We start from the raw sequence: 25,198 nt of genomic DNA on the forward strand, positions 1-25,198 counted from the left end.
GGCTCACCCGAGGCGCGCGGTCAGCTCCTCCTCGGTCATGGCCTCGACCTCCAGCCAGATGGCGGCGACGGACTCCAGCCGTCCCGGCGTCTCCTCCAGCTCGGTGAACCGGCGGCAGATCCGCGCGACCGTCCGCTCGGCGAACAGGACGCGGACGGGCAGCGCCGTCGTGTCGAGCGCCTCCCGCAGCCGCGCGAGCACGGTGGTGGCGAGGACGGAGTCGCCGCCGAGGGCGAAGAAGTCGGCGTCCGCGCCGACGCGCTCCCTCCCCAGCACCTCGGCGACGATCCGGGCCAGCACCTTCTCCAGTGACGTCGCGGGCTCGGCGTAGGGCGCGGCCGCCTCACCGGCCTCGGCGGCGGCCAGGGCCGCGAGCGCCTTGCGGTCGACCTTGCCGTTCGCGGTGAGCGGCAGCTCGTCCACGCGCACGAGCAGTTCCGGGACCATGTGGGGGGGCAGCAGGTCGCGGGCGCGGGCGAGCACGGCGTCCCGGTCGGTCCCGCCGGGCGCCGCCACGGCGGCGGCGAGGCGGCCGCCGGCGAGGAGCGCGACGGCGCGCTCCACGGCGGGGTGGCCGCGCAGCGCGGCCTCGACCTCGCCGAGCTCGATCCGGAATCCGCGCACCTTGACCTGGTGGTCGCGGCGGCCGAGGAACTCGATGGTCCCGTCGGGGCGGTAGCGGGCCAGGTCGCCGGTCCGGTACCAGCGCGTGCCCTCCCAGAGGACGAACCGGTCGGCGGTCCGGGCCGGGTCGCCGACGTAGCCGTCCGCGACGCCGGCGCCGCCGATCCACAGCTCTCCGGTGGCCCAGTCGGGGCGGTCGCGGCCCCGCTCGTCCACCACCCGGCACGCGACCCCGCGCAGCGGCACCCCGTAGGGGACGGCGTGCCAGTCGGCGGGGACGTCGCCCGCGACCTCCTGCACTGTCGAGTGGATCGCCGTCTCGGTCGTGCCGCCGAGCGCCACGAAGCGGCAGCCGGGGGCGCGCTCCCGGAGCAGGCCGGGAAGGTGCGTCCCCACCCAGTCGCCGCCGAGCAGGACGAGCCGCAGGCTCTCCGCCCGCCCCGCGCGCAGCAGCATCTCCAGGACGGACGGGACGCAGTTCAGCACGGTCACCGACCAGCGCCGCACCAGTCCGCTCCACCGGGCGGCGTCGCGCCGCTCGTCCTCGTCCGGGACGACGACCGCGCCGCCCGCGTGCCAGGCGGCGAACAGGTCGAACACCGACAGGTCGAAGTCGAGCGCCGACACGGCGAACGTGACGTCGTCCCGCCCGATGGCGAACCGCTCGACGAGGTCGCCGATGGTGTTCATCGCCGCGCCGTGCGAGACCTCCACGCCCTTGGGCTCGCCCGTCGAACCGGAGGTGAACAGCACGTAGGCGGCCTGGTCGGGGCGCACCGCGACCGGTCCGGGCAGCGGATCGGCCTCGGCGACGCCGTCCGGCGTGAGCGAGGCGGCGACGCCGGCGCTCGCGCGGATCCTCGCCCGCCGCGCCTCCGGCTGCTCCGGGCCGATCGGGACGTAGGCGGCGCCGGCCGCGAGCACCCCGAGCGCGGCGGCGGCCTGGCCGGGCCCCTTCGGAAGCTCGATGGAGACGCGGTCGCCGGGGCGGACTCCTCCGGCCGCCAGCGCCGACGCGATCCGCAGGGCGCGGCCGGCGAGCTCGCCGTAGGTCATCGTCCCGCCGTCGCCCCAGTGCAGGGCCGGGGCGTCCGGGCGGCGCGCGGCGTGCGCGAAGAAGCCCTCGGTCAGCGTGCGCGGCGGCGGCGCGGGCGTGGCGTTCAGCCCGTGCCGGACGCGGAGCCGGTCGGGCGCGGCGGCGACGGCGAGGGGCGCGTCCCAGTCGGCGCCGGGCGCGCCGAGCCGGGTGACCGCGGCGGTGTAGGCGTCGAACATCGCCTCCGCGACGCCGTCCGGGAACGCGGGCAGGCGCACGTCCCAGTTCAGCAGCAGGCCGCCGGACACCTCGGTCACCTGCGCGTCCAGCAGCACCTGCGGCCCCTGCGAGATGATCCATCCGGGTTCGCCGAACAGCTCGCGGACGCGGTCGCCGAACAGCTCGCCGAGGTTGAGGGCGCTGGTGTAGACGATCGGGGCGAGCACCTGCTCCCCGCGCAGCCGCGACAGGTCCCGCAGCACCTCCAGCCCCGAGTAGTCGCTGTGCGCGCCGGCCGTGTGCAGGTTCGCCTGGAGCGCGCGGGCCCGCCCGGCGAACGGGAGGTCCTCGGTGAGGTCGGCCTCCAGCATGATGGATCCGGTGAAGTCGCCGACGACCTTGTCGACGTCGGGGTGGACGGGCTCGCGGTGGAACAGCGGCAGGTTGAGCAGGAACCGCGGCGTCGCCGACCAGGCGCCGATCACCTCGGCGAACACCGCCGCGAGCGCCATGGCGGGGGTGACGCCCTCGGCGTGGGCGCGGGCGATGAAGCGGTCCTTGGCGTCCGGCGGCAGCCAGTGGTGCCTGCGCTCGACGCGGTCCCCCGGCTCCGCGACGACCGGCAGCTCGGGCGGGCCGGGAAGGTCGGCGAGGCGGCCGGCCCACCAGCGGCGGTCGGCGGCGCGGGCCTGCGCGCGGGGGTCCTCGGCGAGGTAGCGGGCGTAGCCGTAGCGGATCGGCGCGAGGGTCTCGCCCTCGTACAGGGCGGCGAGGTCGGCCAGCATGACGCGGTAGCTCATCGCGTCGGCGGCGACCATGTCGACGTCCAGGTGGAGGCGCGCCGCGCCGCCCGGGAGGAGGCTGAGCCGGGCGTCGAAGACGCGGCCGTCCTCGATGGGGAGCCGCTGCCGCGACATCTCGTCCCGGACGCGCTCCAGCTCGGCGTCCGGGTCGTCCGACGAGCGCAGGTCGTGGACGGTGACGAGCGGACCGGGACGTTCGGGCAGGATCTGCTGCGTCCCGTCGTCGCGGACGGCCGCGCGCAGCATCGGATGGCGCCGCACCAGGGCGCCCACGGCCGACTCGAAGCGGGACGGGTCGATCGCGCGCCCGTCCAGTTCGACGTACAGGTGGGCGGCGACGGACCCGAGCTCCTGCCCGGAGTCGCGGCCGATCCAGTACGCGTGCTGCATCAGCGCCAGCGCGAAGGGCTCGTCGGGTTCGACGGCGGCCTCGACGGCGTCCGCGCCTGCTTCGAGGGCGGGCCCTGCCGACGCCTCCACCTGGCCCTTCTCGGCGAGCAGTTCCCACCAACCGGAGAGCGTCGGGCGTTCGGCCAGCTCGGCGAAGCGGATCTCGACGCCGCGGCGCCGGAGCCGGCCGGTGAGCTGCATGAGCCGGATCGAGTCCATGCCCAGCTCGATGAGGTTGTCGTCCGCCTCCGCGCGCTCGCCCAGCACCTCGGCCAGCGCGGCGTGGAGCTCATCCCAGGTCAGCACGGAACTCCTCTCAACTTAGGTAAGGCTAACCTAATTGCGATGATCGGCTCCGTCAACGCCGCCCGGACACCGACAGCAGCCAAGCCAGGTACACGCCGCCGAGGACGCCGGTGACGACGCCGACCGGCACCGCGACCGGCAGGTGCAGCGCGATGAGGTCCGCGCTCGCCAGCAGCGCCGCGCCGGTCAGCGCGGCGGGCAGCAGCTGCGCGCCGGGCCGCCGGGTCAGCCGCCGCGCGAGCTGCGGGGCGGCGAGCGCCACGAACGGGACGGGCCCGGCCGCCGCGGTCGCCGCCGCGACGAGGCCCACCCCGGCGACCGTCAGCAGCGCCCGCGTGCGCTGCACGGGCACGCCGAGCGCCCGTGCGGCGTCGTCGCCGAGCTCTCCCATGCCGAGGGGCCGGGCGAGCAGCAGCGCCGCGGGGACGAGCACGGCCAGCGCGAGCGCGAGCGGGACGGCCTGGTCCCAGTCCCGCCCGTTCAGGCTGCCGGTCAGCCAGAACGCGGCCTCGTAGGCGTCGCGCAGTTCGGCGCGGGTGATGAGGTAGGAGTTGAGCGCCTCCAGCATCGCGGCCGCCGCGACGCCGATCAGCACCAGCCGGACGCCGTGCACGCCCCCGCCCCGCCGGTAGGCGACCAGGTACACCGCGAGCGCCGTCAGCACCGCGCCCGCGACCGAGCTGGCGGTGATCGCGACGGCGCCGCCGCCGAGCACCAGGATCTGCAGCAGCGCGCCGGTCGCCGAGCCGGTGGTGAAGCCGATGAGGTCGGGGCTGCCGAGCGGGTTGCGGGAGATGCTCTGGAAGACGGCCCCGGAAAGGCCGAGCGCCAGACCGGCGAGCAGGCCGGTGACGGCGCGGGGCAGGCGCAGGGTCGTGACGATGAACTCGGTGGCGGGGTCGCCCCTGCCGAGCAGGACGCGCACCACGTCCGGCGGCGCGACGGGGAACTCCCCCGAGCCGACGACGAGGACGGCGGCGCACGCCGCGACCGCCGCCAGCGCTCCGCACACCGCCGCCGAGCGCGGCTCCCACCGCAGCGACGCCCCGGCCGCCCGGATGACTCTCATAGGTCGCGCGTCCTCCCCCTCCGGACCATCACCGCGAACAGCGGCGCCCCGAGGAACGCGGTGACGATGCCGGTCTCCAGCTCTCCGGGCGCGACGACGCGGCCGAGGATGTCCGCGCCGAGCAGCAGGACGGGCGCCAGCAGCAGCGAGTAGGGCAGGACGAGCCGCTGGTCCGGGCCCACCGCCGTCCGGACGATGAAGGGGACGGCCAGCCCGAGGAAGGTGATGGGCCCGGCCGCCGCCGTGGCCGCCCCGCACAGCAGCACCACCGCGAGCGCCCCGAGCGCCCTGGTCCTGCCGGGACGGGAGCCGAGGGCGCGGCCCGCGTCCTCGCCCAGGCCGAGGGCGTTCAGCGGGCGGGCGAGCGCCAGCGCGAGCAGCGTGCCGGCGACGATGAACGGCAGGACGCGCAGGAAGACCGGCACGTCGCGGCCGCCGAGCGTGCCGACCTGCCAGAACCGGAATCCGCCGAAGGTGCGCGGGGTGAACAGCATCACGCCGGCCGTCACCGCGCTGAAGACGGCGTTGACGGCCGCCCCGGCGAGCACCAGCCGCGCCGGGGAGGCGCCGCCGCGCCCCCGGGCGCCGATCAGGTGGACCAGGGCCGCCGCGCCCGCCGCTCCCAGGAAGGCCGCCCACACGTAGACGAGCAGGTCGTCCACGCGGAACGCGCCGATCACGAGGACGACCGCGAGGGCCGCGCCGCCGTTCACGCCGAGCAGGCCCGGCTCGGCGAGCGGGTTGCGGGTGAGCGCCTGCATCACGGCGCCCGCCAGCCCGAGCGCCATGCCGACGACGACGCCGAGGAGCGTGCGGGGCAGCCGCAGCTCGTGGACGATCAGCTGCGCCCGGGAGCCGTCGTCCGGGGAGAGCACGCCGGGAAGCACGTCCGCGAGCGGGACGTCCCCGGCGCCGATCGCGAGGCTCGCCCCGGCCGTCAGCAGCAGCACCGCCGCCAGCAGGCCGAGCCACCACGGATGCGCGATGCGCGACGGCCCCCGCCGTTCGGGGGCTTTCGGCGGGCGTTCTCGCACGGGGGGAGGCACGCAGGTAAGGCTAGCCTAAGCTAACTCGCCCCCTCAATGTCCGGTTCCGCCGCTCACTCCCATTGACAATACAGGCGTATGGTATACGTTCGTATTGGAAGTTGAACGTTCGTATTGGAGGCGGGGATGGCGAGATCCGGCCGGGCCGCGGGCCCGGCGCCCGAGGACCTGACGGCGCGGGCCAAGATCCGGGACGCGGCGCTGCTCCAGTTCGCCGAGCACGGCACGAAGGGCGCGACGTTCCGCGGCATCGCCGAGGCCGCCGGGGTGTCGGTGGGCCTCGTCCAGCACCACTTCGGATCGAAGGAGGAACTGCGCGAGGCGTGCGACGCCTACGCGCTCGACACGGTCCGCGAGCTGAGCTCGACGGTCTCCGGCGAGGCGATGGGCGACCCCGGCTTCCTGGCCGCGACCGTCCGGACCGACCTGCCCGTCCGGCGCTACCTGGCCCGCGCGCTCGTCGACGGCTCGGCGGCGGCGGCGCGCATGTTCGACGACCTGGTCGCGGTCACCGAGCGGTACATGACCGACCCGCCGCCCGGAACCGCGCCGCCCACCACGCGCGACGCGCGGGCCTACGCCGCCGCGATCGTCGCGATGACGACGGGGATCGAGGTGCTGCACCAGCACCTCAGCCGGGTCCTCGGCACCGACACCTTCACCCCCGGGGGATCGCTGCGGCTGCGCCGCGCGGTCCTGGAGATCTTCGACGACCGGTTGCTCGACCGGGAGACCGTCGCGCGCGCCCACGCGGCGATGGACCGGTACGAGGCCGGCCTCAAGGGAGACGACGATGACTGACGTGGTCCGGGCCGCGGGCCTGGTCAAGACGTTCGGCCCGACGCGCGCGCTCGACGGCCTCGACCTGCGCGTGGCGCCCGGCGAGGTGCACGGCTTCCTCGGCCCGAACGGCGCCGGGAAGTCCACGGCCATCCGCGTCCTGCTCGGGCTGATGCGCGCCGACTCCGGCACCGCGAGCCTGCTCGGCGGCGACCCGTGGCGCGACGCCACCGCTCTGCATCGCCGCATCGCCTACGTCCCGGGCGACGTCACGCTGTGGCCGAACCTGTCCGGCGGCGAGGTCATCGACCTGCTCGGACGGCTGCGCGGCGGGCTCGACGGGAACCGGCGCGACGAGCTGCTCGGCCGCTTCGAGCTCGACCCGAAGAAGAAGGGCCGCGCCTACTCCAAGGGGAACCGGCAGAAGGTCGCCCTCGTCGCCGCGTTCGCGTCCGACGCGGAGCTGCTCATCCTGGACGAGCCCACCTCCGGCCTCGACCCGCTCATGGAGGAGGTCTTCCAGGAGTGCGTCCGCGAGGAGAGGCGCGCCGGGCGCACCGTCCTGCTGTCGAGCCACATCCTCAGCGAGGTCGAGGCGCTCTGCGACCGCGTCACCATCATCCGCAAGGGCCGGACGGTCGAGACCGGCACCCTCGACGAGCTGCGGCACCTGACCCGCACGTCGATCCACGCCGAGCTCGCCGCCGCCCCGGACGGCGTCCCGCTGCCGGGGGCGCACGACGTCCGCATCGACGGCACCACCATCGCGTTCGAGGTCGACACCCCCGAGCTGGACGCCGCGCTCAAGGAGCTCACCCGGATCGGCGTGCGCACCCTGACGAGCCGGCCGCCCACGCTCGAAGAGCTGTTCCTGCGCCACTACGAGGACGACCTCGCCGGAGGGACCGCGTCATGACCGCCACGACCCTGCACGCCCCGGCGCGGGCCGCCAGCCGCGACGGCGGCCTCGCGGGCACCGGCATGCTGATGAAGATCTGGCTGCGCCGCGACCGCGTCATGGCGCCCGCCTGGATCTACGGGCTGACCGCGCTCGTCTCCGGCACCGTCTACAGCTTCAAGCACGAGTACGACACGCCCGCGGCGCTCGCGAGCTTCGCGCGCGGCATCAACGACAACCCCTCCACGCGGGCGCTCTACGGGCCCGTCCTGAACGACGGCGGCTTCGCGGGGCTCAGCGCGTGGCGGATCGGCGCCACCGGCGCCGCGCTCACCTGCGTCATGTGCGTCCTGCTGGTCGTCCGGCACACCCGCGCCGAGGAGGAGGCCGGGCGGCTGGAGCTGGTCGGCGCGGCGGCGGTCGGGCGCCGCGCGCCGCTCACCGCGGCGCTGCTGACCGCCGTGACCGCCGCCGGCGCGCTGGCGGCGGTGGCCGCGCTCGTCATGATCCTCTTCGGGATGCCGGCGGCCGGATCGGTCGCGTTCGGCCTGTCGTGGTTCGGCGCGGGCCTCGTGTTCTCCGGCGTCGCGGCGCTCACCGCCCAGCTCGCCGAGACCTCCCGGCTGGCCAACGGCCTGGCGTTCGCCGTCCTCGGCGCGTCCTACCTGCTGCGCGGCGTGGCCGACGCGGGCTCGGCGCACTGGCTGTCGTGGCTGTCGCCGATCGGCTGGGCGCAGCGCGTCCGGCCGTGCGCGGACGAGCAGTGGGCCGTCCTGCTGCTTCCCCTCGCCGCGTTCGCGCTGCTGACCACCGCCGCCTACGTGCTGACCGAGCGGCGCGACCTCGGCGCCGGGGTCCTCGCCCCCTCCCTCGGCCCCGCGCACGCCCCGCCGTCCCTGCGCGGCCCCTTCACCCTGTGGTGGCGGCTGCAGCGCGGCACGCTGCTCGGCTGGACCGCCGGGTTCCTGGTGTACGGCCTGGCCATCGGCGGCGTCGCGGACGGCGTCGGCGACCTGGTCAACGGCAGTGACGCCGTGCTGGACGACATCCGCAAGATGGGCGGCCAGCAGGACATCGCGGACGCGTTCCTCGCCACGGCCATGGGACTCATGGCGCTGTTCACCGCGGCCTACGCGGTGCAGAGCGTCCTGCGGCTGCGCGCCGAGGAGAGCGGCGGGCGCCTGGAGCCGGTGCTCGCGACCGCCGTCGGCCGCACCCGCTGGGCCGTGGCCGGCCTGGCGAACACCGTCGCGGGGACGGTGGTCATGCTCGCCGCCACCGGCCTGTCCGTGGGACTGGTCCACGGCGCCCGCTCCGGCGACCTGACCGGTCAGATCCCGCGCCAGCTCGGCGCGGCGCTGGCCCAGCTCCCGGCGGTCTGGGTCGTCGCCGCCACCGCGATGCTGCTGTTCGGCGCCCTCCCGCGCGCGGCGTCCGCAGGATGGGGGATCCTCGCCGTCTTCCTGCTCCTCGGCCAGGTGGGACCGCTGCTGGGACTCCCGCAGGCGGTGATGGACCTGTCCCCCTTCACCCACACCCCGAAGCTGCCCGGGGGTGACGCCGACCTGCTCCCCCTCCTCGCGCTCACCGCGGCGGCGGCCGCCCTGACCGCGGCCGGACTGGCCGCCTTCCGCCGCCGCGACGTCGCCTGAGGCCCGCCCGGCCGGGGTTCCCGGGCGGGCGCCGGCAGGCCCGCCCGGGAATCGGCATGACCTCCCCTTTCACGGGTACTCCGCAACCTTGCGACTACGGGAGGTGATCGTCATGTCCATCGGAGCCGGCCAGACGCCGGAGGGGACCCCCATCGATCCGCTGCGGCTCCGCAGCGACGTCCGCGGCCCCTGCCTGCTCGTCGAGGCGGAGGGGGAGCTCACGATCCTCACGGCCGACGCGCTGCGCGAGCACGTCCTGGCCGACATGCGGGCCCTGGGCGGGCCGCCGCTGATCGTCCTGGACGTCGGCGAGGTGACCTTCTGCGACTCCTCGGGACTGAACGCGATGATCACTCTCTGGAAGGCCGCCCACGCGGCCGGGGGCGAGTTCGTCCTCGCCCGCCCGGAGCGCCGGTTCCGCACGATCATCGAACGCAGCGGCCTGGACCGGCACCTCATCGCCCACCCGACCACCGAGCAGGCCCTCGACGCGCTGTCCGCACGCTGAACCCGCGGGCGGCTCGCCCACGCCGCGACCCCACCCCCGCTGCTCCTCTCCCCCTCGCCGCCCGCGCCCTCCGCTCGGACGGGCGGAGGCGCGGCGGCTAGAGTCGGCCGCACGATGACGAGCGACGACGAACTCCTGCGGAACCTGCTCACCGGCGGCCCCGAGAGCGAGCCGCAGACCGACCGCATCCTCGACGCCGCCCTGCGGTCCTTCGAGACCTACGGGCCGCGCCGCACCACCATGGACGACGTCGCGCGCGAGTCCGGCCTCGGCCGCGCCACGATCTACCGCCGCTTCCCCACCAAGAACGACCTCGTCACCGGCGTCCTGCTCCGGGAGGCGCGGCGCTTCTTCGCCGAGCTGGACGAGGCCGTCGCGGCGCTGCCCACCCTGGAGGAGCGCCTCGTCGAGGGCTTCGCCGTCACCCTGCGCATCAGCCGGGAGCAGCGGCTCATGACGCGCCTCATGGTCGTCGAACCCGAACTGTTCCTGCCGCACTCCACGATCAAGGCCGGGCCCCTGCTCGCCGCCGCCCGCGGCTACCTCGCCGGCCGGCTGCGCACCGCGCAGCGCCTCGGCGCCGCCCCGGCGGACGTCGACCCCGAGGTCGTCGCGGAGATCCTGGTCCGCCTCACGCACTCCCTCGTCCTCACCCCGGACGGCCACATCCCCCTCGACGACGCGGGCGCCCGCGACTTCGCCCGCCGCTACCTCCTGCCGATCGTCCGCAACACCCCCTCCTGACCGGCGCCGGGCCACGGCGGGGTCAGGCGCCCTCTCCGGACGGCAGGACGATGCGGACCGCGGTGCCCCCACCGGGCGGGCTCTCGACGGTGACGCTCCCCCGCAGCGCGCGGACGCGGTCGGTGAGGCCCGCCAGGCCGCCGCCCGGGTCCGGGGCGGCGCCGCCGACACCGTCGTCGCGGACCTCGGCGGCGATCCCGTCCGGCCCCGGGCGGACCGTCAGGTGGATCGCGTCGGCCCGGGCGTGCTTGACGGCGTTGGTGAGGGCCTCGCAGAGCGCGAAGTAGAGCGTCGACTCGATCTCGGGCGGGAACCGGCCCGCGGGCATGTCGAGATGGACGGGCACGGGCGTGCGGGTGGCGACCAGCTCCATCGCCGGGGCCAGCCCGGCGTCGGCGAGGATCGCCGGGTGCATGCCGCGGGCCAGGGCCTCCAGCTCGGCGACCGCCTCGGCCAGCTCGCCGCGGCAGGTCCGGGCCTGCTCGCGGGCCCGCGGGTCGGCCGCCGCGGCCTCCAGCCGGGCGAGCATCTCCTCCAGGGCGTGGAGCCGCTGCTGCGCGCTGTACTTCAGGTCGGCGGCGAGCCGCTCGCGCTCGGCCGCCTGGATCCGCACCAGACGCTCGCGCGCCTCGCGCGCCCGCTCCAGGTTGGCCTGCGCGGCGGCCTGGAGACGGACGGTCTCCAGCGCGCGGCCACCCGCGACCAGCGCCGCCTCGACGAGCGGCTCGTGGTCGCGGAGCGCGGCGGCGAGGTCGACGGTGGCGAGGGGCTCGCCGCCGGACGTGCGGACCCGGTGCCGCCAGCGCCCCGCCGCGCCTCCGGGCGCGTCGCGCATGCGGCGGCCGTCCACGTCGACGTAGCCGCCGTCCGCCCACATCCACAGGTCCAGGGTGCCGTCGCCCAGGACGGCGCGGAGCGCGTCGCGGACGCGCGCCACCGACACGGGGCCTGCGAGCAGGCGCTGCATCCGCTCGGCGACGGTCAGCTCGGCCAGCCGGGCGCGCAGCGCGGTGCCGAGGAACGCCAGCGGCAGCACCGTCGCGAAGACGCCCTGGAAGAGGTAGACGTCCAGCACGTCCGCGAGGTCGGCGTCGCTGCCGATGAGCGTGCTCTGGACCACCAGGGCGCCGCTGACGCCGAACGTCACGGCGACCGCGACGGGAACGGTGAGCGCGCGGTCCAGCCGCCCCGTGCGCGGCAGGCGGGCCACCAGGATCACCACGAGCGCGCCGGCCAGCACCGTCATCGCGCCCGCCATGGCCTGCTGGACGCCGTGGAACACCCCGTGCTCGGGACGCAGCGCCGGCCAGGTCGCCGAGGCCGCGAAGCCGTTCCAGGCCGGACGGGAGACGGCGCACAGCAGCGCCTGCCCGCCGATCATGATCACGACGGCGGCGGCGGTCCAGAGCCTCGCGGCGGCGCCCTCCAGCCGCCCGGCCGGGTACAGCAGCACGCCGATGCCGACGGCCAGGAAGAACACCGACTGGGCGAACACCGACACCAGCGGAGCCGCGCCCGTGTTCCAGGCCGCCGCCCAGGTGACGGCCCACGAGGCGGCCGCGACGACGAACGCCGCGCCGGTGCGCCGGGCGGTCCGCCCCGCCGCGAACAGCCCGCCCGCGACGGCGAACCCGCCGCAGCAGACCAGGGTGACGGCGGCGGCGACGGGCTGGGCCCACCAGTGCGGCCAGCCGAAGGCCAGCGCCGCGGCCGCGACCGCCGCGCCCGAGGCCAGGGCGCGGCGCACCCGCGCGCCGAGCCACGGCGGCCACCGGGAGACGCGCCTCACCGCGATCCTTCCGTGTCGTCCCGGGAAACCACCGTCCGGGACGGGGGTTTTCCCGGATGCGCGCCCAGAGCGGCGCCGGGATTATGGGAGCGTGCCGGGAACGGCCGCGTCACGCGCCCGCTTTCGGGGGCGTGGCGCCTCGCGGTGGCGTGCGGGGGCCACCACCGGGGTCACCTGACGCGACCGGACTCGCACGGACAGTTTTCCCCACCGCCGCCGTGCGGCGCGAGGGGCCGTTACCCGATCGATGCGCGGGCGCGGGCGCACGCGACGACCGTCGCCCCCGGGTGCCGGGTCGCGGTCAGCGGATCTCGGCGGCGCGCAGCCAGGTCAGGACGGCGAGCACCCGCTTGTTGCTGTCCTGGGGGCCGGGCGCCCCGCCGGGCGTGGTGATCTTGAGCTTGGCGAAGATGGCCCGCACGTGGTCCTCGACCGTCCGGGCGGACAGGTGCAGCCGCTTGCCGATGCCGGCGTTGGAGTGCCCCTCCGCCATCAGCGCCAGGACCTCCCGCTCGCGTCCCGACAACCGGGACAGCTCCTGCTCGCGGTGCCGCGCCTCGACCAGCCGGGTCACCACGTCGGGGTCGATGACGACCTCGCCGCGGCCGACCCGCTCCAGCGCCGAACGCAGGTTCTCCACGTCCGTGACGTGGTCCTTCAGCAGGTATCCGACGCCGCGCGGCCGGCCGCGGAACAGCTCCATCGCCTGCGGGGTCTCGTTGAAGGCCGACAGGACCAGGACGCCGAGGCCGGGGTGGCGCTCCAGGAGCCGGCGCGCGGCGACGACGCCTTCGTCGGTGAACGTGGGCGGCATGTGCAGGTCGAGGATGGCGACGTCGGGCGGGTCGTCCGCGACGCGGGCCAGCAGCTCCTCGCCCGACCCGGCGGACGCCACCACGTCGATCCCGACGGTGGTGAGGAGGGTGACCAGAGCCTGCCGGAAGATCCCGCTGTCCTCCGCCACGGCTACTCGCATGGGAGGTCCATCCTTACCGTCAGGCCCGCGCGGGGGCCGCCGCCGATTTCCATCTCACCGCGCAGCGCCCTGATCCGGCCGGACGGACCGGCCAGGTCGGCGACGGGATCGGCGGCGGGGCCTCCGGGGCGGGCGCCGTCGAGCCCGACCTCGGCGACCACACGTCCGCCCTCCTCGCCGACCCGCACGAGGACCCGGGTGGCACGCGCGCCCTCGACAGCGTACGACAGCGTCTCGCACAGCGCGGAGTAAAGCGTGGACTCGATCTCGCGGGAGAACCGGCGCGGGGTGACGTCGAGCGCGACCCGGGTGCCGAGCCGCTCGGCGACGACCTCCAGCGCCGGGCCGAGACCGTCCTGGACGAGCAGCGCCGGCTGCACCTCCCGGGCCAGCGCCCGCAGCTGGGCGAGGGCCTCCTTCAGCTCGGCGCGGCAGGCGCGGGCGTGCTCCTTGACGGCCGGGTCGCCGGTGACGGCCTCCAGCGTGCCGAGCATCGCGCCGAGCGCGAGCAGCCGCTGCTGCGCGCCGTCGTGCAGGTCGCGGGCGAGCCGCTCGCGCTCGGCGGCCTCGGCCCGCACGAGGCGCCGGTAGGCCGCCCTGACCTGTTCGAGGCCCGCCTGGACGCCGGCCTGCAGCCGCGCGGTCTCCAGCGCCCGGCCGCCCGCGGCGAGCGCGGCCTCGACGAGGGAGCCGTGGTCGCGCAGCGCGCCGCCGAGCTCGACGACGGCGAGCGGCTCCCCGGACGCGCCGCGCACGCGGTGCCGCCAGCGCCCTCCCTCCCCGGCGGGATCGCCCCGCGCCTCGTCGGCCGCGCCGTCCGTCTCCGGGCCCAGGTCGACGGGGCGCCCGGCGGTGTCGACGTAGCCGCCCTCGGTCGGCGCCCAGAACCACAGCTCCAGGGTCGGGTCGTGCAGGACGTCGCGCAGCGCGTCGCGGATCCTCTCCACCGACACCGGAGCGGTCAGCCGGAGCATGCGGCCCGCGACGGCCAGCTCCGCGATGCGGACCCGCAGCCCGGACGCCAGCAGCGTCAGCGGCACGAGCACGACGACCGCGCCCTGCACCACGTAGACGTGCAGCAGGTCGTCCAGCGGGATCGACGCCTCCATGATCGGCTTCTGGGTGAACGCGGCCGAGACGCCGACGAACCCGATCGCGACCGTCACGGGCAGAGCGACCAGGCGCCGCAGCCGGCCCATCCGCGGCAGCCGCAGCAGGAGGACGACGGCGAACGACAGGGCGAGCAGGAGGTACAGCGCGGCGGACACCTGGAGGACGACCTTGAAGACCTCCAGGTCGGGGTAGAGGGCGGGCCACCACACCGACTCTCCCCGGAACGCCGCCCATTCCGGCTCGGAGGTGACCCACAGCGCCGTGGGGCAGCCCCACAGGACGAGGCACGCCGCGCCCGTCCAGATCCGGTCCGCCAGGTACTCCAGGCGCCCGCCCGGGTAGAGCAGGACGCCGACGGCGAGCGCGAGGTAGAAGTCGGCCTGGGCGTAGGGCGACATGATGGGCCCGATGGTCGCGTCCCAGCTCGCGGCCCAGTTGACCGCCCAGCACACCGACGCGGCCGCGAACAGCAGCCCGGTGCGGCGGGTGCGGGGCCCGGTCGCGAGCAGCACGCCCACCAGCGCGATGGCGGCGCAGCTGGCCGCCGTGATCGCGGCGGCGGCCGGATGGCCGCGCCAGTACGGCCAGCCCGCGAGGAGCGCCAGCCCCGCGACCGCCGCCCCGGCGACGAGGGCGCGCCTCGTCTCCGTCCCGAACCACGGAGGCGACCTGCGCCTGCGTGGCGCGGAAATCACCACGACCATCCTTTCCATGCTGGGTCCTCGGGCCGCGTCCCGCCACCGCGAACCCACGGGACGCGGGCCCGTGCTTCCCCGGGCCCGTGCTTCCCCGGGCCCGTGCTTCTCCAGGACCGCGGGCCCCGCCGGCGGGCGCACCGGCATCCTCCCCGACGCGGGGCCCGTCCCCGGGGCGGCGTTACCCGATCGATGCGCGAGGCGTGCCGGCGATCACCGGGGCGTCAGGCGGCGCGCGTCCGGACCGCCCCCCGCCGGTCCGGACGCGGCTCACCGCCCGCGGCTCACGGGCCTTCGGGGTCCACGACGTCGCGGTCCGCCCAGAAGGGCTCCATCAGGGCCCGCAGACGCTCCGCGCCGACGCGCTCGAGCACGTCCAGCGCCGCGATGTTGTCGGTCAGCTGCCGCATGCCGCTGGCGCCGAAGAGGACGGTCGCGGTCGCGGGATGCGTGAGCGTGAAGGCGATGCACAACTGCGCCGGCGTGGCGTCCAGCTCGGCGCCGAGCGCGGCGATGCCCCCGGCGGCCTCCTGGATGCGGGAGCGGATCCCGCCCGGGTCCCGTCCGATCTGCCGGGACGGCTCGATGTTCCCGGCGAGGATGCCGCCCTCCAGGACGTCCGACGCCTGCATGGCCACGCCCTCGGCGAAGACGGCGGCGAACGGCTCGCCGTCGGGGATGGATCGCCGGCACGGGCTGTACTTCAGCTGAGCGAGCTGCGGGCCCGGGGAGCCCGCGGCGAGGGCGTGCCCGCGGATCGTCCGGATGGCCGTTGCGGACCAGTTGTTGACGCCCCAGCAGCCGATTAGCCCCTCCTTCTCCAGCGCGGCGAGGTCCTCGGCGAGCCGCCGCAGGTCGATGTCGTCGCGGCGGATGTCGCCGAGGACGGCCACGTCCGCGTGGTCGGCGCCGACGCGGAACAGCGCCCCCGTGAGCTGGTCGCGCAGCGTCCGCCCGGGGTACCCCTCCAGCCACAGCTTGGTGGACAGCAGGTAGTCGTCACGGGCGATCCCGGCGGCGCGCACGATCGCGGAGAACAGCACGTCGGTGAACACCGGCGGGTGGCCGGGCATCCCGTAGACGGCGACGTCGAAGAGGTCGAGGCCGGAGTCGACGGCGTGGCGGACCATGGCGACGGAGTCGGCGAAGTCCATCCGGTCGTAGGTGTGCCAGGAGCCGAGGGACAGCACGGACGCCTCGGGCCCGGCGGCGCCGAGCCGGCGGCGGGGAATCTGCGTGGGCACGGGGTTTCCTATCGGTTGGGATTGATGACGGCCTTGACCTGCTCCTGCCGCGCCATCGCCGCGAGCGCGCCGGACGCGTCGCCGAGGCCGCCGGGGGCGCCGAACAGGTCGTCCCAGGCGAAGCGGTCCTGGAACCTGCGCAGGAACTCGACGGAGCGGTGCAGGTCGCCGACGTCGCCGTTCAGCGAGCCGAGCACGTCCAGCTCCTTACCCATGATCGCGCCGAGGGCGAGCGGCTCGGGCCGCGGGCCGGTGCTGCCGACGACGACGAACCGGCCGCCGAACGCGGCCATGCCGACCGCCTCGGCGCCGACGCCGGGCGCCCCGGCGAGGTCGAGGACCAGCTCGGCGCCGCGGCCCTGGGTGGCCTCCATGACGGCCGCGACGCGGGAGTCGGCGTCGCCGTCCAGCCCGACGGTCAGGTCGGCCCCGAAGCGGCGGGCCAGCTCCAGGCGCGCGTCGGGCGCGCCGATCGTGATGACCCGGCCGGCGCCGGACACGCTCGCCACGGCCGTGGCGACGATCCCGAGCGCGCCCGCGCCCTGGACGGCGACGGTCGATCCGGGCCGCACTCCCCCGGCGCGGTCGAAGGCGTGCAGGACGGTCTTGACCGCGCAGCCGGCCGAGGCCGCCCAGGTGTCCTTCACGTCGTCGGGCAGGACGAGCTTGAGCGCTCCGGGCGTCACGTAGTTGTGGCCCGCGAGCCCGCCGGTGGCGTAGGGGAACCGGTCGGCGCGCAGGAGGAAGCCGTAGCCGCGCTCGGCGCAGGCGACGGGGTTGCGCAGCACGGTGCAGCCGTAGCAGTGGCCGCAGACCGACTCCGACCAGCCGATGCGGTCGCCGACCCTGACGTCGCGGCCGAGGGCGTCGCGGGTGCCGGTCCCGACGGCGCAGACGGTGCCCGTCATCTCGTGGCCGAGGACGATCGGCAGCATCTCCGGGAACGTCATGGCGCCGGACCACAGGTGCACGTCCGTCGCGCACAGGGTGGCGCAGTCGACCCGGACGACCGCGGCGCCGGGCTCGCACTCGGCGGGCAGCGGCAGTTCCTCGAGGCTCAGTTCGGCGCCGTGCTCGCGGAGCACGGCGGCCCGGGTGGAGGCCGGTTGTGGCATCTTCGCTCGTTTCTCTATCGGCTGTGCGCGGTGTCCCAGACCTCGCGGCGGCTGCGCCACCACAGGAGCACGAGGATCACCAGGAAGGGCACGACGCCCTGGTACTTCTGGATGGAGCTGAGGGAGGACGACAGGCCCTCCAGGCAGCCCAGGACGAGACCGCCGACGAGCGTCAGCGGCAGGCTGCGGAACGCGCCGACCATCGCGACGGCCAGCGCCGTGCTGATCAGCCCGGCCAGGGTGGCGTAGTCGCCGCCGAGCCGGGGCGCGACGAGCACGATGACCAGCATCGTGATCGCCCCGACGCCGGACCAGACCCCCACGGCGAGCAGCGGGGCGGGGATGCCGACGACCTCGGCGGTGCTCGGCCGCTCGGACAGGGCCTGCAGCTTCAGCCCGAGCCGCGTGCGGGTCAGCATGAGCCCGACGGCGAGCGTGATGAGCAGCGCGAACCCCAGCGACACCAGCACCGACTGCGGGACGACCACGCCGCCGACCGTGAAGACCGGGTCGGCGAACGGGGACGGGAAGCGGTGCGCGCCGGTGCTGTTGCCGCCGAACAGGCGCAGCCCGATCGCGGTGAGCGCCACGTAGAGCGCGACGGTGACGGCGGCCTTGGTCCGCTCGCGGTGCCCGGCGAACCAGCGGACGAGCGCGGCGCCGAGCAGCCCGGACAGCAGCGCGGCGGTGACGGCGCCGGCGAGCAGGGCCGGCCAGACGTTCAGGCCCTTGTCGGTGAGCGACACCATCACGAAGGCGCCCATGGCGCCGACCGCCGTCATCGCGAAGTTGACCACCGCGACGAGCCGGTAGGTCAGCACGACGCACAGGCCGAGCAGGGCGTAACCGCCGCCGCTGGTCAGCCCGGCGATCACAGAGTTCACCATCGGATACCTCCGGGTGGGGCCGGGCGCGCGCGGGAGTGCCGCGCGCGCCCGGCGGCGGGACGGCTACTTCTTGGTCGGGACGGTGAAGCCGCCGGGCAGCACCTTCCAGCCGCCCTTGTCCGCCTTGACGAACTGGCTGCCCTTGATGGGGCTGTGCTCGCCGCCTGGCCCGAACACCCACGGGCTCCCGGCCATCGGGTAGTCGATCGGCTTCATCTCCTTGAACGCCTTGGTGACCGACTCGCGGGTGATGTCGCCCTTGATGCCCTTGAGGACCTGAACGAACACGTCCGCGGCCATGACGGCGCCCTGGCTGAACGCCGTCTTCTGGATGCCGTTCCGGTCGACGAGCCTGGACCAGCGCTCGTTGCCCGGCAGGGTCGGGTCGGTGTAGGGCTGCCACTCGGTGCCCGCGTAGGCGTTCATGTCCGCCGGGATCACCTTGGCGTTGGCGTCGGTGTAGCTGTTGGCCGCGAGGATGAAGTCGACGTTCTGCATGCCCTGGGTCCTGGCCTGCGCGAACCAGGGCCCGACGGTCGCGTTGTAGAGGACCGCCTGGCAGCCGGCGTTCTTGTCCGCCACGAGGTAGCGGGTCGGGTCGCCCTGCCCGACGGCGAGGTTCTTGTGGGCGAGGGACTTGCCGGTGAGGTCGCTCCACGCCTTGATGGCGTTCTCGATGCCGCCGCCGCTTCCGGGCAGGACGGTGTAGTCGATGCAGACCTTGTCGTGCTTGAGCGTCTCGGACGCGTAGTACAGCATCGCCGTGGTCAGCGCGTAGGGGCCGGGGTTCACGGGGGCGATGTTGGGGCTGGTGAAGCAGGACGGGTCGACGCCGACCGCGGGGATCGAGACGATCTTCTCCTTGCTGTAGGTGGCGCGGTTGAGGCCGCAGTCCACGGCGCTGGACGAGCCGGCCAGGGCGACCACGCCCTCGGACTTGATCAGCTCGCGGGCGGCCTGGCCAGCGCGCGCCGGGTCCATCGCGTCGTCCTTGGCGACCAGCCGCAGCTTGCGGCCGTTGATGCCACCCGCGGCGTTGACCTCGTCGAACACCGCCTTGACGGCCTTGGGGACCTCCGGGGTCTGGAACAGCCCGGTGATGCCGTTGATCGAACCGACCTTGATCGGGCCGTCGGACCCGCCGGAGGACCGGCATCCGGCGGCGGTGAGTGAGAGGGCGAGCGCGGCCGCGGCCGCCGTCGTGAAAGTGCGCTTCATCGCTGAGGCCCTTGCTTCGCGGGGAGGGGTGGGTGAGGGGTACGGGACGGTCAGGACGCCGGGACGTCGGCGGCGCCGAGGTAGGCGGCCCGGACGGCGGGGTCCTCCAGGACCTCGCCGGTGGGGCCGGAGGCGATGACGTGGCCGAAGTCCAGGACCGTGACCTGCTCGCAGGTGGCCTGGACGAGCTCCATGTCGTGCTCGACGAGCAGGACCGAGACCCCGAACGCCGCGGGCACGGCCGCCAGGCGCCTGGCGAGGCGCAGCGACTCGGCGGCGGACTGGCCGGCGGCGGGCTCGTCCAGCAGCGCGACCTTCGGCCGCGCCGCGACCGCGGCGGCGACGTCCAGGAGGCGCCGGGTGCCGGCGTCGACGATCGACACCGGGACCTGGCCGGGCGGGCAGCCGAAGAACTCCAGCAGCTCGTCGGCCTCGGCCCGCGGCAGCCGCCGGCCGGCGCCGATCGTCAGGTAGTCGTACAGGCTGAGCTCGGGCGCGATCGCGGTGGTCTGGAAGGTGCGGCGAAGGCCGAGCACGGCGCGGCGGCTCGGCCCGAGTCCGTCCAGCCGCCGCCCGGCCAGCTCGACCGCGCCCCCGTAGCCCGCGACGAAACCGCTGACCGCCGCGATGAACGTCGACTTTCCGGCGCCGTTCGGGCCGATGAGCCCGACGACCGCGCCCTCGGGGACGGTCAGGTCGACGGCGTCCAGCGCCACGACCTCGCCGAACTTGACGGTGAGCCCCTGAACCGCCAGCACCGGTGCGCGGTCGCCGGTGGGCCCGGGCGCGGGCGCCGGGAGGGATCCGGCCTCCTTGGCGGCGGGCGCGTCCTCGGGGGCGGGCGCGTCCTCGGCCTCCTTGAGGATCTTCCGGGCGTCGCGCTCCCGCCTGCGCATCCGGGTCAGGTCGGTCTGGCTGAGCCCGCTGCGCAGCGCGAGCAGGGCGCCGGCGCCGAACAGCACGCCGCCGAAGTCCTGCGGCAGCGAGACCTTCTCCATGATCGTCGCCATCACCGCGCCGAAGATCCCGCCGAGCACGGCGCCCTCCGGGTGGTGCGGGCCGATCATGATGGCGACGGCGAACAGCGCGAGGGACTGGCCCATCGCGAAGTTCTGCGGGACCACCAGGCTCAGCTGGCCGACCAGCAGCCCGCCGCCGATCCCGGCGACGAACGCGCTGATCGCGAACGCGGCGAGCTTGCCGCGCGCCACCGAGACGCCGTGCGCCGCGGCGGACCGCTCGGAGTGCCGCAGCTCGTACCAGGACAGCCCGAGCCGGGTCCGGCCGATGATCCCGAGGGCGACGGCCAGCACGGTGAACACGATCACCGTGAAGACGAAGTAGCCGCCGTCGGTGTCGAAGGGGGCGGGCCGCTCCAGCATCGTCAGGTCGGCCGCGCCGGGGAACGGGTTGACGTTCAGCACGATGTCGGTGCTGACCGCGAACCCGAAGGTGACGACGGCGAGGTTGACGCCGCGGATGCGCAGCGCGGGCAGTCCGATGGCGACGCCGACGGGGACGGCGGCCAGGCCGCCGAGGAGCAGCCACAGGTAGAAGCCGCCCGGCGCGTCCGCCACGTTCAGCCGCAGCACCACCCAGGCGCCGATCGCGGCGAACGACATCTGGCACAGCGACATGACGCCGGCCCGTCCGACGATCACCCCGAAGCTCTGCATGATCACCGCGCTGATCACGGCGCTGATCGCCAGGTAGATCCAGTACGGCGGCAGGACCAGCGGGAGCAGCGCGCAGGCGAGCACCGCGATGCCGAGACCGGTGCCGAGGCCGCGCTTGTCGACCAGGTTCATCGAGGCCCGCCCTCCGCCGCCCCGGCGCCCGCGCCGGCGGCGCCGACCGGCGGCCCGCCGAAGTAGAGCCGGTGCAGGCGCCGCTCGTCGCCGCGCAGCTCGCCGCACGGCCCGGAGAAGACCCCGCGTCCCTTGCGCAGGACGTGGGCGTGGGTGCCGACGTCCAGCGCGAGGTTCGCGAACTGCTCGATCAGCACGACCGCGATGCCCATCCCGGCCAGCTCGCCGACCGTGGACATCAGCCGGCGCACCACCAGCGGGGCGAGGCCGAGCGACATCTCGTCGATCAGCACGACCTTGGGAGCCGAGACCAGGGCCCGGCCGAGCACGACCATCTGCTGCTCGCCGCCGGACAGATACCCGGCCTGCAGGCTCCGCCTCTTCTCCAGCTCCGGGAAGAGCCGGTAGACGGTGCCGAGGTCGCCGTCGCCCCGCTGGGAGACGATGAGGTTCTGCTCGACGGTGAGCGTGCGGAACGTGGTGCGGGCCTGCTCGACGTAGCCGAGGCCGGCGCGGGCCCGCTTGTAGGGGGCGAGTCTCTCGATGGCGGCGCCGTCCAGCCGGATGGTGCCGGACCTGACGGGGGCCAGGCCGGCGATGCCGTCCATCAGCGTCGTCTTGCCGGCGCCGTTCGCGCCGAGGATCACGGTGACCGCGCCCGGCGCGGCGTCGAGCGTGACCTCGTGCACGACCGGGACCTCGGCCCGGTCCACGCCGACGCCGTCGAGGGCGAGAGCCGGAGCGGTCATCACTCGCCGTCCGTGCTGAAGGCCGAGCGCAGGGCGGCGGCCGTCCGGGCCTGGGCGTCCTTCGCCACCGACAGCTCGGTGGCGAGCGGGCCGAAGAACGCGTGGATCATGCCGTCGTAGCGGACGAGGTCGGTCTGGACGCCCGCGTCCTTGAGCCGCACCGCGTACTCCTCGCCCTCGTCGCGGAGCACGTCGCACTCGGCTTCGAGGACGAGCGCCCGGCACAGCCCGGCAAAGCTCTTGGCCCGCAGGGGCAGCAGGTAGGGGTCCTCCAGGTCGCGCTCGTCCTTGGGGTAGGTGGTGAAGAACCAGTCCATGCTGGCCTTGGAGAGGAAGTAGCCCTCGGCGTACTCGCGGTAGGAGGCGCGCCCCTCGTCGGGGTGGCCGAGGACCGGGGAGACGAGCACCTGCAGAGCCAGCTCCGGCCCGCCGAGGTCGCGCGCCTTGAGCGCGACGACGGCGGCGAGGTTGCCGCCCGCGCTCTCGCCGCCCACGGCGACGCGGGAGGGGTCGGCGCCGATGCGCTCGCCGTGCTCGGCGACCCAGCGGACGGCGGCGTAGGCGTCGTCGGCCGCGGCCGGGAACGGGTTCTCGGGGGCCAGCCGGTAGTCGACGGACATCACCACGACGCCCGCGGCGGCGCAGACGGCGCGGCAGGAGTACTCGTTCTCGTCGAGGCCGCCGATCGTCCACCCGCCCCCGTGGAACCAGACGAACGCCGGGAAGGGGCCCTCCCCCTCGGGGGTGTAGACCCGGACGGGGATGTCTCCGGCCGGACCGGGGATCGCGGTGTCGGCCACGGAGCCCACGGGCGGGAGGTCGTCCGGCACCGCCCACATCCGGCGGAACCCCTCCCGCATGGCCGCCGCGTCCAGCGGGGCGCCGCCGCTCGGGTCCTCGGCGGGGGTGCGGTCGATGATCCGCTGCGCCTCGGGATCCAGGGGCATCGTTTACCTCCGAAGGCCCGGTGTGCCCGCGCCTCCCGGCCGGGCACTCCAAAATCGTATCTGATTCCGTGTACGTTAATTGCAGCCCATCGACGGTGTCCAGAGTTGGAGCAGGATATGCCGGATGTTTCCGCCGCCGACCTCGTCCTGACCGGTGGCCGGGTCCACACGGTCGACGCCCGCGACCGCATCGCGCAGGCGGTCGCCGTGCGCGGCGGCCGCATCGCCCGCGTGGGCACGGCGGGCGAGGTCGCGCCCCTGATCGGCCCCCGGACCCGCGTCGTCCGGCTGGACGGCCGCTCGGTGCTGCCGGGCATCAACGACTCGCACCTGCACGGAGTGTGGCTCGGCGCCATGTGGCCGAACCTGCTGATGGACCAGCTGGCCGCCTCCGGCGGGCACGCGCACGAGGCGCCGTCCCGGCTGGAGACCGCCGGGGACCGGCGCCGCGCGATCCTGCGCACCGCCGACCTGCTGGCCTCGCTCGGGATCACCAGCTACACCGAGCCCGGCCTCGGCCCGGGCGAGGACGGCGGCCCGAGCGGCTGCTTCGGCTCGGACGCCCTGCACGACTACGCCGACCTGGCCGCCGAGGGCCGGCTGAAGGCCCGCGTCACCGCGCTGATGCTGTTCGGGGAGCTGGACGGCCGCAGCACAACGGAGGATCTGCTGGGGGGCCTGCGCGACTTCAGGCCGCCCGCCGGCGTCCCGGGCCGGTTCCGGGTCGCGGGCGTGAAGATCTTCGCCGACGGCATCCCCCCGATGCGCAGCGCCTGGACCGACCGCCCCTACACCGACGGCTCGCACGGCGCCCTGCTGGTCGACGGCGGCTCCGACGCCGAGCGGGAGGCGGCCCTGCGGACGATGATCGACGCGGCGCACGACGCCGGGCACCAGATCGGCGTGCACGCCACGGGCGACCGCGCGACGCGCGTCGTGGCGGACGCGCTCGCGGCGGCCCTGGCCCGGGACGGCCGGGACGCCCGGCACTACGTCATCCACGGCGACCTGCTCTCCCCCGCGACGCTGACCGTCCTCGCCTCGAACCGGATCGGGCTGAACACCCAGGCGGGCATCCCGGTGGCCACCGAGCCGATGCTCGCGGCGGCGCTCGGGCAGGACGCCCTGCGGGACGCCTGGCCGCTGCGGGACGCGCTCGACGCGGGCGTCCCGCTGTGCCTCAGCTCCGACTCCCCCGTCCTCACCCCGGACTGGCGCGCGGGGATGGCCGCGGCGGTCACCCGCCGCGGCCTCGACGGCTCCGTGCGGGGCGCGGCGCAGCGGCTCGCGGTGGCCGAGGCGCTGCGGGCGTACACCGCCGCGCCCGCCCGGCAGGACGGGGAGGAGGACGTCAAGGGCTCCGTCGAGCCGGGCAAGGCCGCCGACCTGTGCGTGCTCGGCGGCGACCTGTTCGGCGTGGAGCCCCGGGACCTGCCCTCGCTGCCGGTGACGATGACCGTCCTCGACGGCGAGGTCGTCTACGAGGCCTAGGGCGCGCGGCGTCAGGCGCGAACGGGAGCGTCGGCGCCCCACGACGCCGACGGGTCGACCACGTCCTTGTCCAGCCACAGCCCGGCGAGGGCGGCGCGCAGCTCGTCGCCGCGCCGGGCGCACAGGGCCAGGGCGGCGAGGTTGTCCTCCAGCTGCGCCGCCCTCGTGACCCCGACCAGGACGTTCGCCACCGCGGGGTTGGCCAGGCAGTAGGCGATGGAGAGCTGCGCGGGCGTGGCGCCGAACCGGTCGGCGATCCTCCGGACCTCGGGCACGACGGCGCGGATCCGGTCGCGGATCCCTCCCGGGTCGGCGCCGATCTTGCGCTCGGGGTGCGGCTTCCCGGCGAGGATGCCGCCCTCCAGGACGTCCGACGCCTGCAGGGCGAGGCCCTCGCCGGTGAACAGCCCGCCGAAGGGCGCCCCCTCGGGCACCGAGCGGCGGACCAGGCTGTACTTCAGCTGGGCGAACGAGGGCGGCACGAGGCCCTCGGAGGCGGCGAAACGGCAGGCGAACAGCACGTCACCGGCAGACCAGTTGTTGACGCCCCAGTGCGCGAACCTGCCCGCGCGGACCTGCTCCGCCACGTCCGTCACCACGGCGCGCAGGTCGGGGCGCTCCGCGAAGTCGCCGACCACGACCATGTCGGCGCGGTCGACGCCGATCCGGCCGAGGGAGACCTCCATCTGTTCGGCGAACGAGGACGCGGGGTACTCCCAGAGCCAGAGCTTGCCGCACAGCAGATAGTCCTCGCGCGCGAGCCCGGCGTCGCGGACGGCCTGCCCGAACAGCACGTCCGTCTGGGCGTTCTCCGCGTGCGGGCCGAAGTCGTAGTGGGCGACGTCGAACAGGTCGACGCCGCGGTCGACGGCGAGGCGCAGCAGCTCGGCCGCGTCGTCGCGGTCCATGCGGTCCCAGGTGTTCCAGGAGCCGAGCGCCAGGAGCGGGACCTCCGGTCCGCCCACGCCGAGGCGCCTGCGCGGCGCCCGTTCTGCGAACTCCATCATGACCTCCGATGAGGAAGATCGGCCGTGGGCCGGGTCCCCTGGCCGCTGATGCAACGATCGTATAGCATCTGGCATATTCTTACC

20 protein-coding genes are annotated in these 25,198 nt (G+C 75.2%); 6 read left to right on the forward strand and 14 right to left on the reverse strand.

What is annotated here, in order from left to right; translation table 11 throughout:
- Window positions 1–3 precede the first annotated feature (3 nt).
- The 3 genes from AB0C87_RS23755 to AB0C87_RS23765 are packed head-to-tail and all read right to left on the reverse strand — an operon-like array spanning window position 4 to window position 5,493.
- Window positions 4–3,378: an amino acid adenylation domain-containing protein gene (locus tag AB0C87_RS23755; protein ID WP_360579530.1), complete on the reverse strand. Its 3,375-nt coding sequence runs from the start codon at window positions 3,376–3,378 to the stop codon at window positions 4–6.
- A gap of 52 nt (window positions 3,379–3,430) precedes the next feature.
- Window positions 3,431–4,447, reverse strand: a complete 1,017-nt coding sequence (locus AB0C87_RS23760; RefSeq protein WP_360355907.1) for an iron chelate uptake ABC transporter family permease subunit — start codon at window positions 4,445–4,447, stop codon at window positions 3,431–3,433.
- On the reverse strand, window positions 4,444–5,493 hold the full coding sequence (locus AB0C87_RS23765) for an iron chelate uptake ABC transporter family permease subunit (RefSeq protein WP_345176193.1): 1,050 nt from the start codon (window positions 5,491–5,493) through the stop codon (window positions 4,444–4,446). The genes AB0C87_RS23760 and AB0C87_RS23765 overlap by 4 nt, the downstream gene beginning before the upstream one ends.
- A 126-nt stretch (window positions 5,494–5,619) precedes the next feature.
- On the opposite strand from AB0C87_RS23765, the gene AB0C87_RS23770 reads away from it, so the two are divergent.
- The 5 genes from AB0C87_RS23770 to AB0C87_RS23790 all read left to right on the forward strand — a co-directional run bounded on the left by AB0C87_RS23770 (window position 5,620) and on the right by AB0C87_RS23790 (window position 10,075).
- Entirely contained in the window at window positions 5,620–6,294 is a 675-nt protein-coding gene (locus AB0C87_RS23770) for a TetR family transcriptional regulator (protein WP_345176195.1), read from the forward strand.
- The gene (locus AB0C87_RS23775) at window positions 6,287–7,189 is read left to right on the forward strand and encodes an ABC transporter ATP-binding protein (RefSeq protein WP_345176197.1); all 903 of its coding nucleotides are present in this window, start codon (window positions 6,287–6,289) and stop codon (window positions 7,187–7,189) included. Before AB0C87_RS23770 ends, AB0C87_RS23775 begins: the two co-directional genes overlap by 8 nt.
- Window positions 7,186–8,823 (forward strand): ABC transporter permease, encoded by a 1,638-nt coding sequence (locus tag AB0C87_RS23780; protein ID WP_345176199.1) that lies wholly within the window; start codon window positions 7,186–7,188, stop codon window positions 8,821–8,823. Before AB0C87_RS23775 ends, AB0C87_RS23780 begins: the two co-directional genes overlap by 4 nt.
- Window positions 8,824–8,935: 112 nt before the next feature.
- Window positions 8,936–9,331, forward strand: a complete 396-nt coding sequence (locus AB0C87_RS23785) for an STAS domain-containing protein (protein ID WP_345176202.1) — start codon at window positions 8,936–8,938, stop codon at window positions 9,329–9,331.
- 114 nt (window positions 9,332–9,445) lie between these two features.
- Window positions 9,446–10,075 carry a TetR family transcriptional regulator gene (locus tag AB0C87_RS23790; RefSeq protein WP_360579533.1) on the forward strand — a complete coding sequence of 210 codons (630 nt, stop codon included), beginning with the start codon at window positions 9,446–9,448 and terminating at the stop codon, window positions 10,073–10,075.
- 22 nt (window positions 10,076–10,097) lie between these two features.
- On the opposite strand, the gene AB0C87_RS23795 is transcribed toward AB0C87_RS23790, so the two are convergent.
- From AB0C87_RS23795 to AB0C87_RS23840, 10 genes are all read right to left on the reverse strand, one after another.
- Window positions 10,098–11,864, reverse strand: coding sequence for an ATP-binding protein (locus AB0C87_RS23795; protein WP_360579535.1), 1,767 nt, complete (start codon window positions 11,862–11,864; stop codon window positions 10,098–10,100).
- Between the two features lie 301 nt (window positions 11,865–12,165).
- Entirely contained in the window at window positions 12,166–12,840 is a 675-nt protein-coding gene (locus AB0C87_RS23800; protein ID WP_345176208.1) for a response regulator transcription factor, read from the reverse strand.
- Window positions 12,831–14,648 (reverse strand): histidine kinase, encoded by a 1,818-nt coding sequence (locus AB0C87_RS23805; RefSeq protein ID WP_360579537.1) that lies wholly within the window; start codon window positions 14,646–14,648, stop codon window positions 12,831–12,833. Before AB0C87_RS23805 ends, AB0C87_RS23800 begins: the two co-directional genes overlap by 10 nt.
- Window positions 14,649–14,932: 284 nt before the next feature.
- Complete coding sequence (locus AB0C87_RS23810; protein WP_360579539.1) at window positions 14,933–15,892, reverse strand: aldo/keto reductase; 960 nt, start codon at window positions 15,890–15,892, stop codon at window positions 14,933–14,935.
- Between the two features lie 8 nt (window positions 15,893–15,900).
- Entirely contained in the window at window positions 15,901–17,007 is a 1,107-nt protein-coding gene (locus tag AB0C87_RS23815; protein WP_353833879.1) for a zinc-binding dehydrogenase, read from the reverse strand.
- Window positions 17,008–17,021: 14 nt separating this feature from the next.
- Window positions 17,022–17,894, reverse strand: coding sequence for a branched-chain amino acid ABC transporter permease (locus tag AB0C87_RS23820; protein ID WP_345176217.1), 873 nt, complete (start codon window positions 17,892–17,894; stop codon window positions 17,022–17,024).
- Between the two features lie 63 nt (window positions 17,895–17,957).
- Window positions 17,958–19,112 (reverse strand): ABC transporter substrate-binding protein, encoded by a 1,155-nt coding sequence (locus tag AB0C87_RS23825; protein WP_345176219.1) that lies wholly within the window; start codon window positions 19,110–19,112, stop codon window positions 17,958–17,960.
- 50 nt (window positions 19,113–19,162) lie between these two features.
- Window positions 19,163–20,920, reverse strand: coding sequence for an ATP-binding cassette domain-containing protein (locus AB0C87_RS23830; RefSeq protein ID WP_360579542.1), 1,758 nt, complete (start codon window positions 20,918–20,920; stop codon window positions 19,163–19,165).
- Entirely contained in the window at window positions 20,917–21,669 is a 753-nt protein-coding gene (locus AB0C87_RS23835) for an ATP-binding cassette domain-containing protein (protein ID WP_360579544.1), read from the reverse strand. The genes AB0C87_RS23830 and AB0C87_RS23835 overlap by 4 nt, the downstream gene beginning before the upstream one ends.
- The gene (locus AB0C87_RS23840; protein WP_360579546.1) at window positions 21,669–22,616 is read right to left on the reverse strand and encodes an alpha/beta hydrolase; all 948 of its coding nucleotides are present in this window, start codon (window positions 22,614–22,616) and stop codon (window positions 21,669–21,671) included. The genes AB0C87_RS23835 and AB0C87_RS23840 overlap by 1 nt, the downstream gene beginning before the upstream one ends.
- 117 nt (window positions 22,617–22,733) lie before the next feature.
- On the opposite strand from AB0C87_RS23840, the gene AB0C87_RS23845 reads away from it, so the two are divergent.
- The gene (locus AB0C87_RS23845; protein WP_360579548.1) at window positions 22,734–24,107 is read left to right on the forward strand and encodes an amidohydrolase family protein; all 1,374 of its coding nucleotides are present in this window, start codon (window positions 22,734–22,736) and stop codon (window positions 24,105–24,107) included.
- A gap of 11 nt (window positions 24,108–24,118) precedes the next feature.
- Here AB0C87_RS23845 and AB0C87_RS23850 read toward each other — a convergent pair whose 3' ends face one another.
- Complete coding sequence (locus AB0C87_RS23850; protein ID WP_360579550.1) at window positions 24,119–25,114, reverse strand: aldo/keto reductase; 996 nt, start codon at window positions 25,112–25,114, stop codon at window positions 24,119–24,121.
- Window positions 25,115–25,198 lie beyond the last annotated feature (84 nt).

Source organism: Actinomadura sp. NPDC048021, assembly GCF_040653135.1.
GTDB lineage: Bacteria > Actinomycetota > Actinomycetes > Streptosporangiales > Streptosporangiaceae > Spirillospora > Spirillospora verrucosospora.

What these genes read in the sequence shown, in the direction of transcription:
- AB0C87_RS23760 (WP_360355907.1), bottom strand. Translation starts at nt 4,447, where the DNA reads ATGAGAGTCATCCGGGCGGCCGGGGCGTCGCTGCGGTGGGAGCCGCGC.
- AB0C87_RS23835 (WP_360579544.1), bottom strand. Translation starts at nt 21,669, where the DNA reads ATGACCGCTCCGGCTCTCGCCCTCGACGGCGTCGGCGTGGACCGGGCC.
- AB0C87_RS23770 (WP_345176195.1), top strand. Translation starts at nt 5,620, where the DNA reads ATGGCGAGATCCGGCCGGGCCGCGGGCCCGGCGCCCGAGGACCTGACG.
- AB0C87_RS23780 (WP_345176199.1), top strand. Translation starts at nt 7,186, where the DNA reads ATGACCGCCACGACCCTGCACGCCCCGGCGCGGGCCGCCAGCCGCGAC.
- AB0C87_RS23850 (WP_360579550.1), bottom strand. Translation starts at nt 25,114, where the DNA reads ATGATGGAGTTCGCAGAACGGGCGCCGCGCAGGCGCCTCGGCGTGGGC.
- AB0C87_RS23845 (WP_360579548.1), top strand. Translation starts at nt 22,734, where the DNA reads ATGCCGGATGTTTCCGCCGCCGACCTCGTCCTGACCGGTGGCCGGGTC.
- AB0C87_RS23775 (WP_345176197.1), top strand. Translation starts at nt 6,287, where the DNA reads ATGACTGACGTGGTCCGGGCCGCGGGCCTGGTCAAGACGTTCGGCCCG.
- AB0C87_RS23800 (WP_345176208.1), bottom strand. Translation starts at nt 12,840, where the DNA reads ATGCGAGTAGCCGTGGCGGAGGACAGCGGGATCTTCCGGCAGGCTCTG.
- AB0C87_RS23815 (WP_353833879.1), bottom strand. Translation starts at nt 17,007, where the DNA reads ATGCCACAACCGGCCTCCACCCGGGCCGCCGTGCTCCGCGAGCACGGC.
- AB0C87_RS23820 (WP_345176217.1), bottom strand. Translation starts at nt 17,894, where the DNA reads ATGGTGAACTCTGTGATCGCCGGGCTGACCAGCGGCGGCGGTTACGCC.
- AB0C87_RS23825 (WP_345176219.1), bottom strand. Translation starts at nt 19,112, where the DNA reads ATGAAGCGCACTTTCACGACGGCGGCCGCGGCCGCGCTCGCCCTCTCA.
- AB0C87_RS23840 (WP_360579546.1), bottom strand. Translation starts at nt 22,616, where the DNA reads ATGCCCCTGGATCCCGAGGCGCAGCGGATCATCGACCGCACCCCCGCC.
- AB0C87_RS23785 (WP_345176202.1), top strand. Translation starts at nt 8,936, where the DNA reads ATGTCCATCGGAGCCGGCCAGACGCCGGAGGGGACCCCCATCGATCCG.
- AB0C87_RS23790 (WP_360579533.1), top strand. Translation starts at nt 9,446, where the DNA reads ATGACGAGCGACGACGAACTCCTGCGGAACCTGCTCACCGGCGGCCCC.
- AB0C87_RS23830 (WP_360579542.1), bottom strand. Translation starts at nt 20,920, where the DNA reads ATGAACCTGGTCGACAAGCGCGGCCTCGGCACCGGTCTCGGCATCGCG.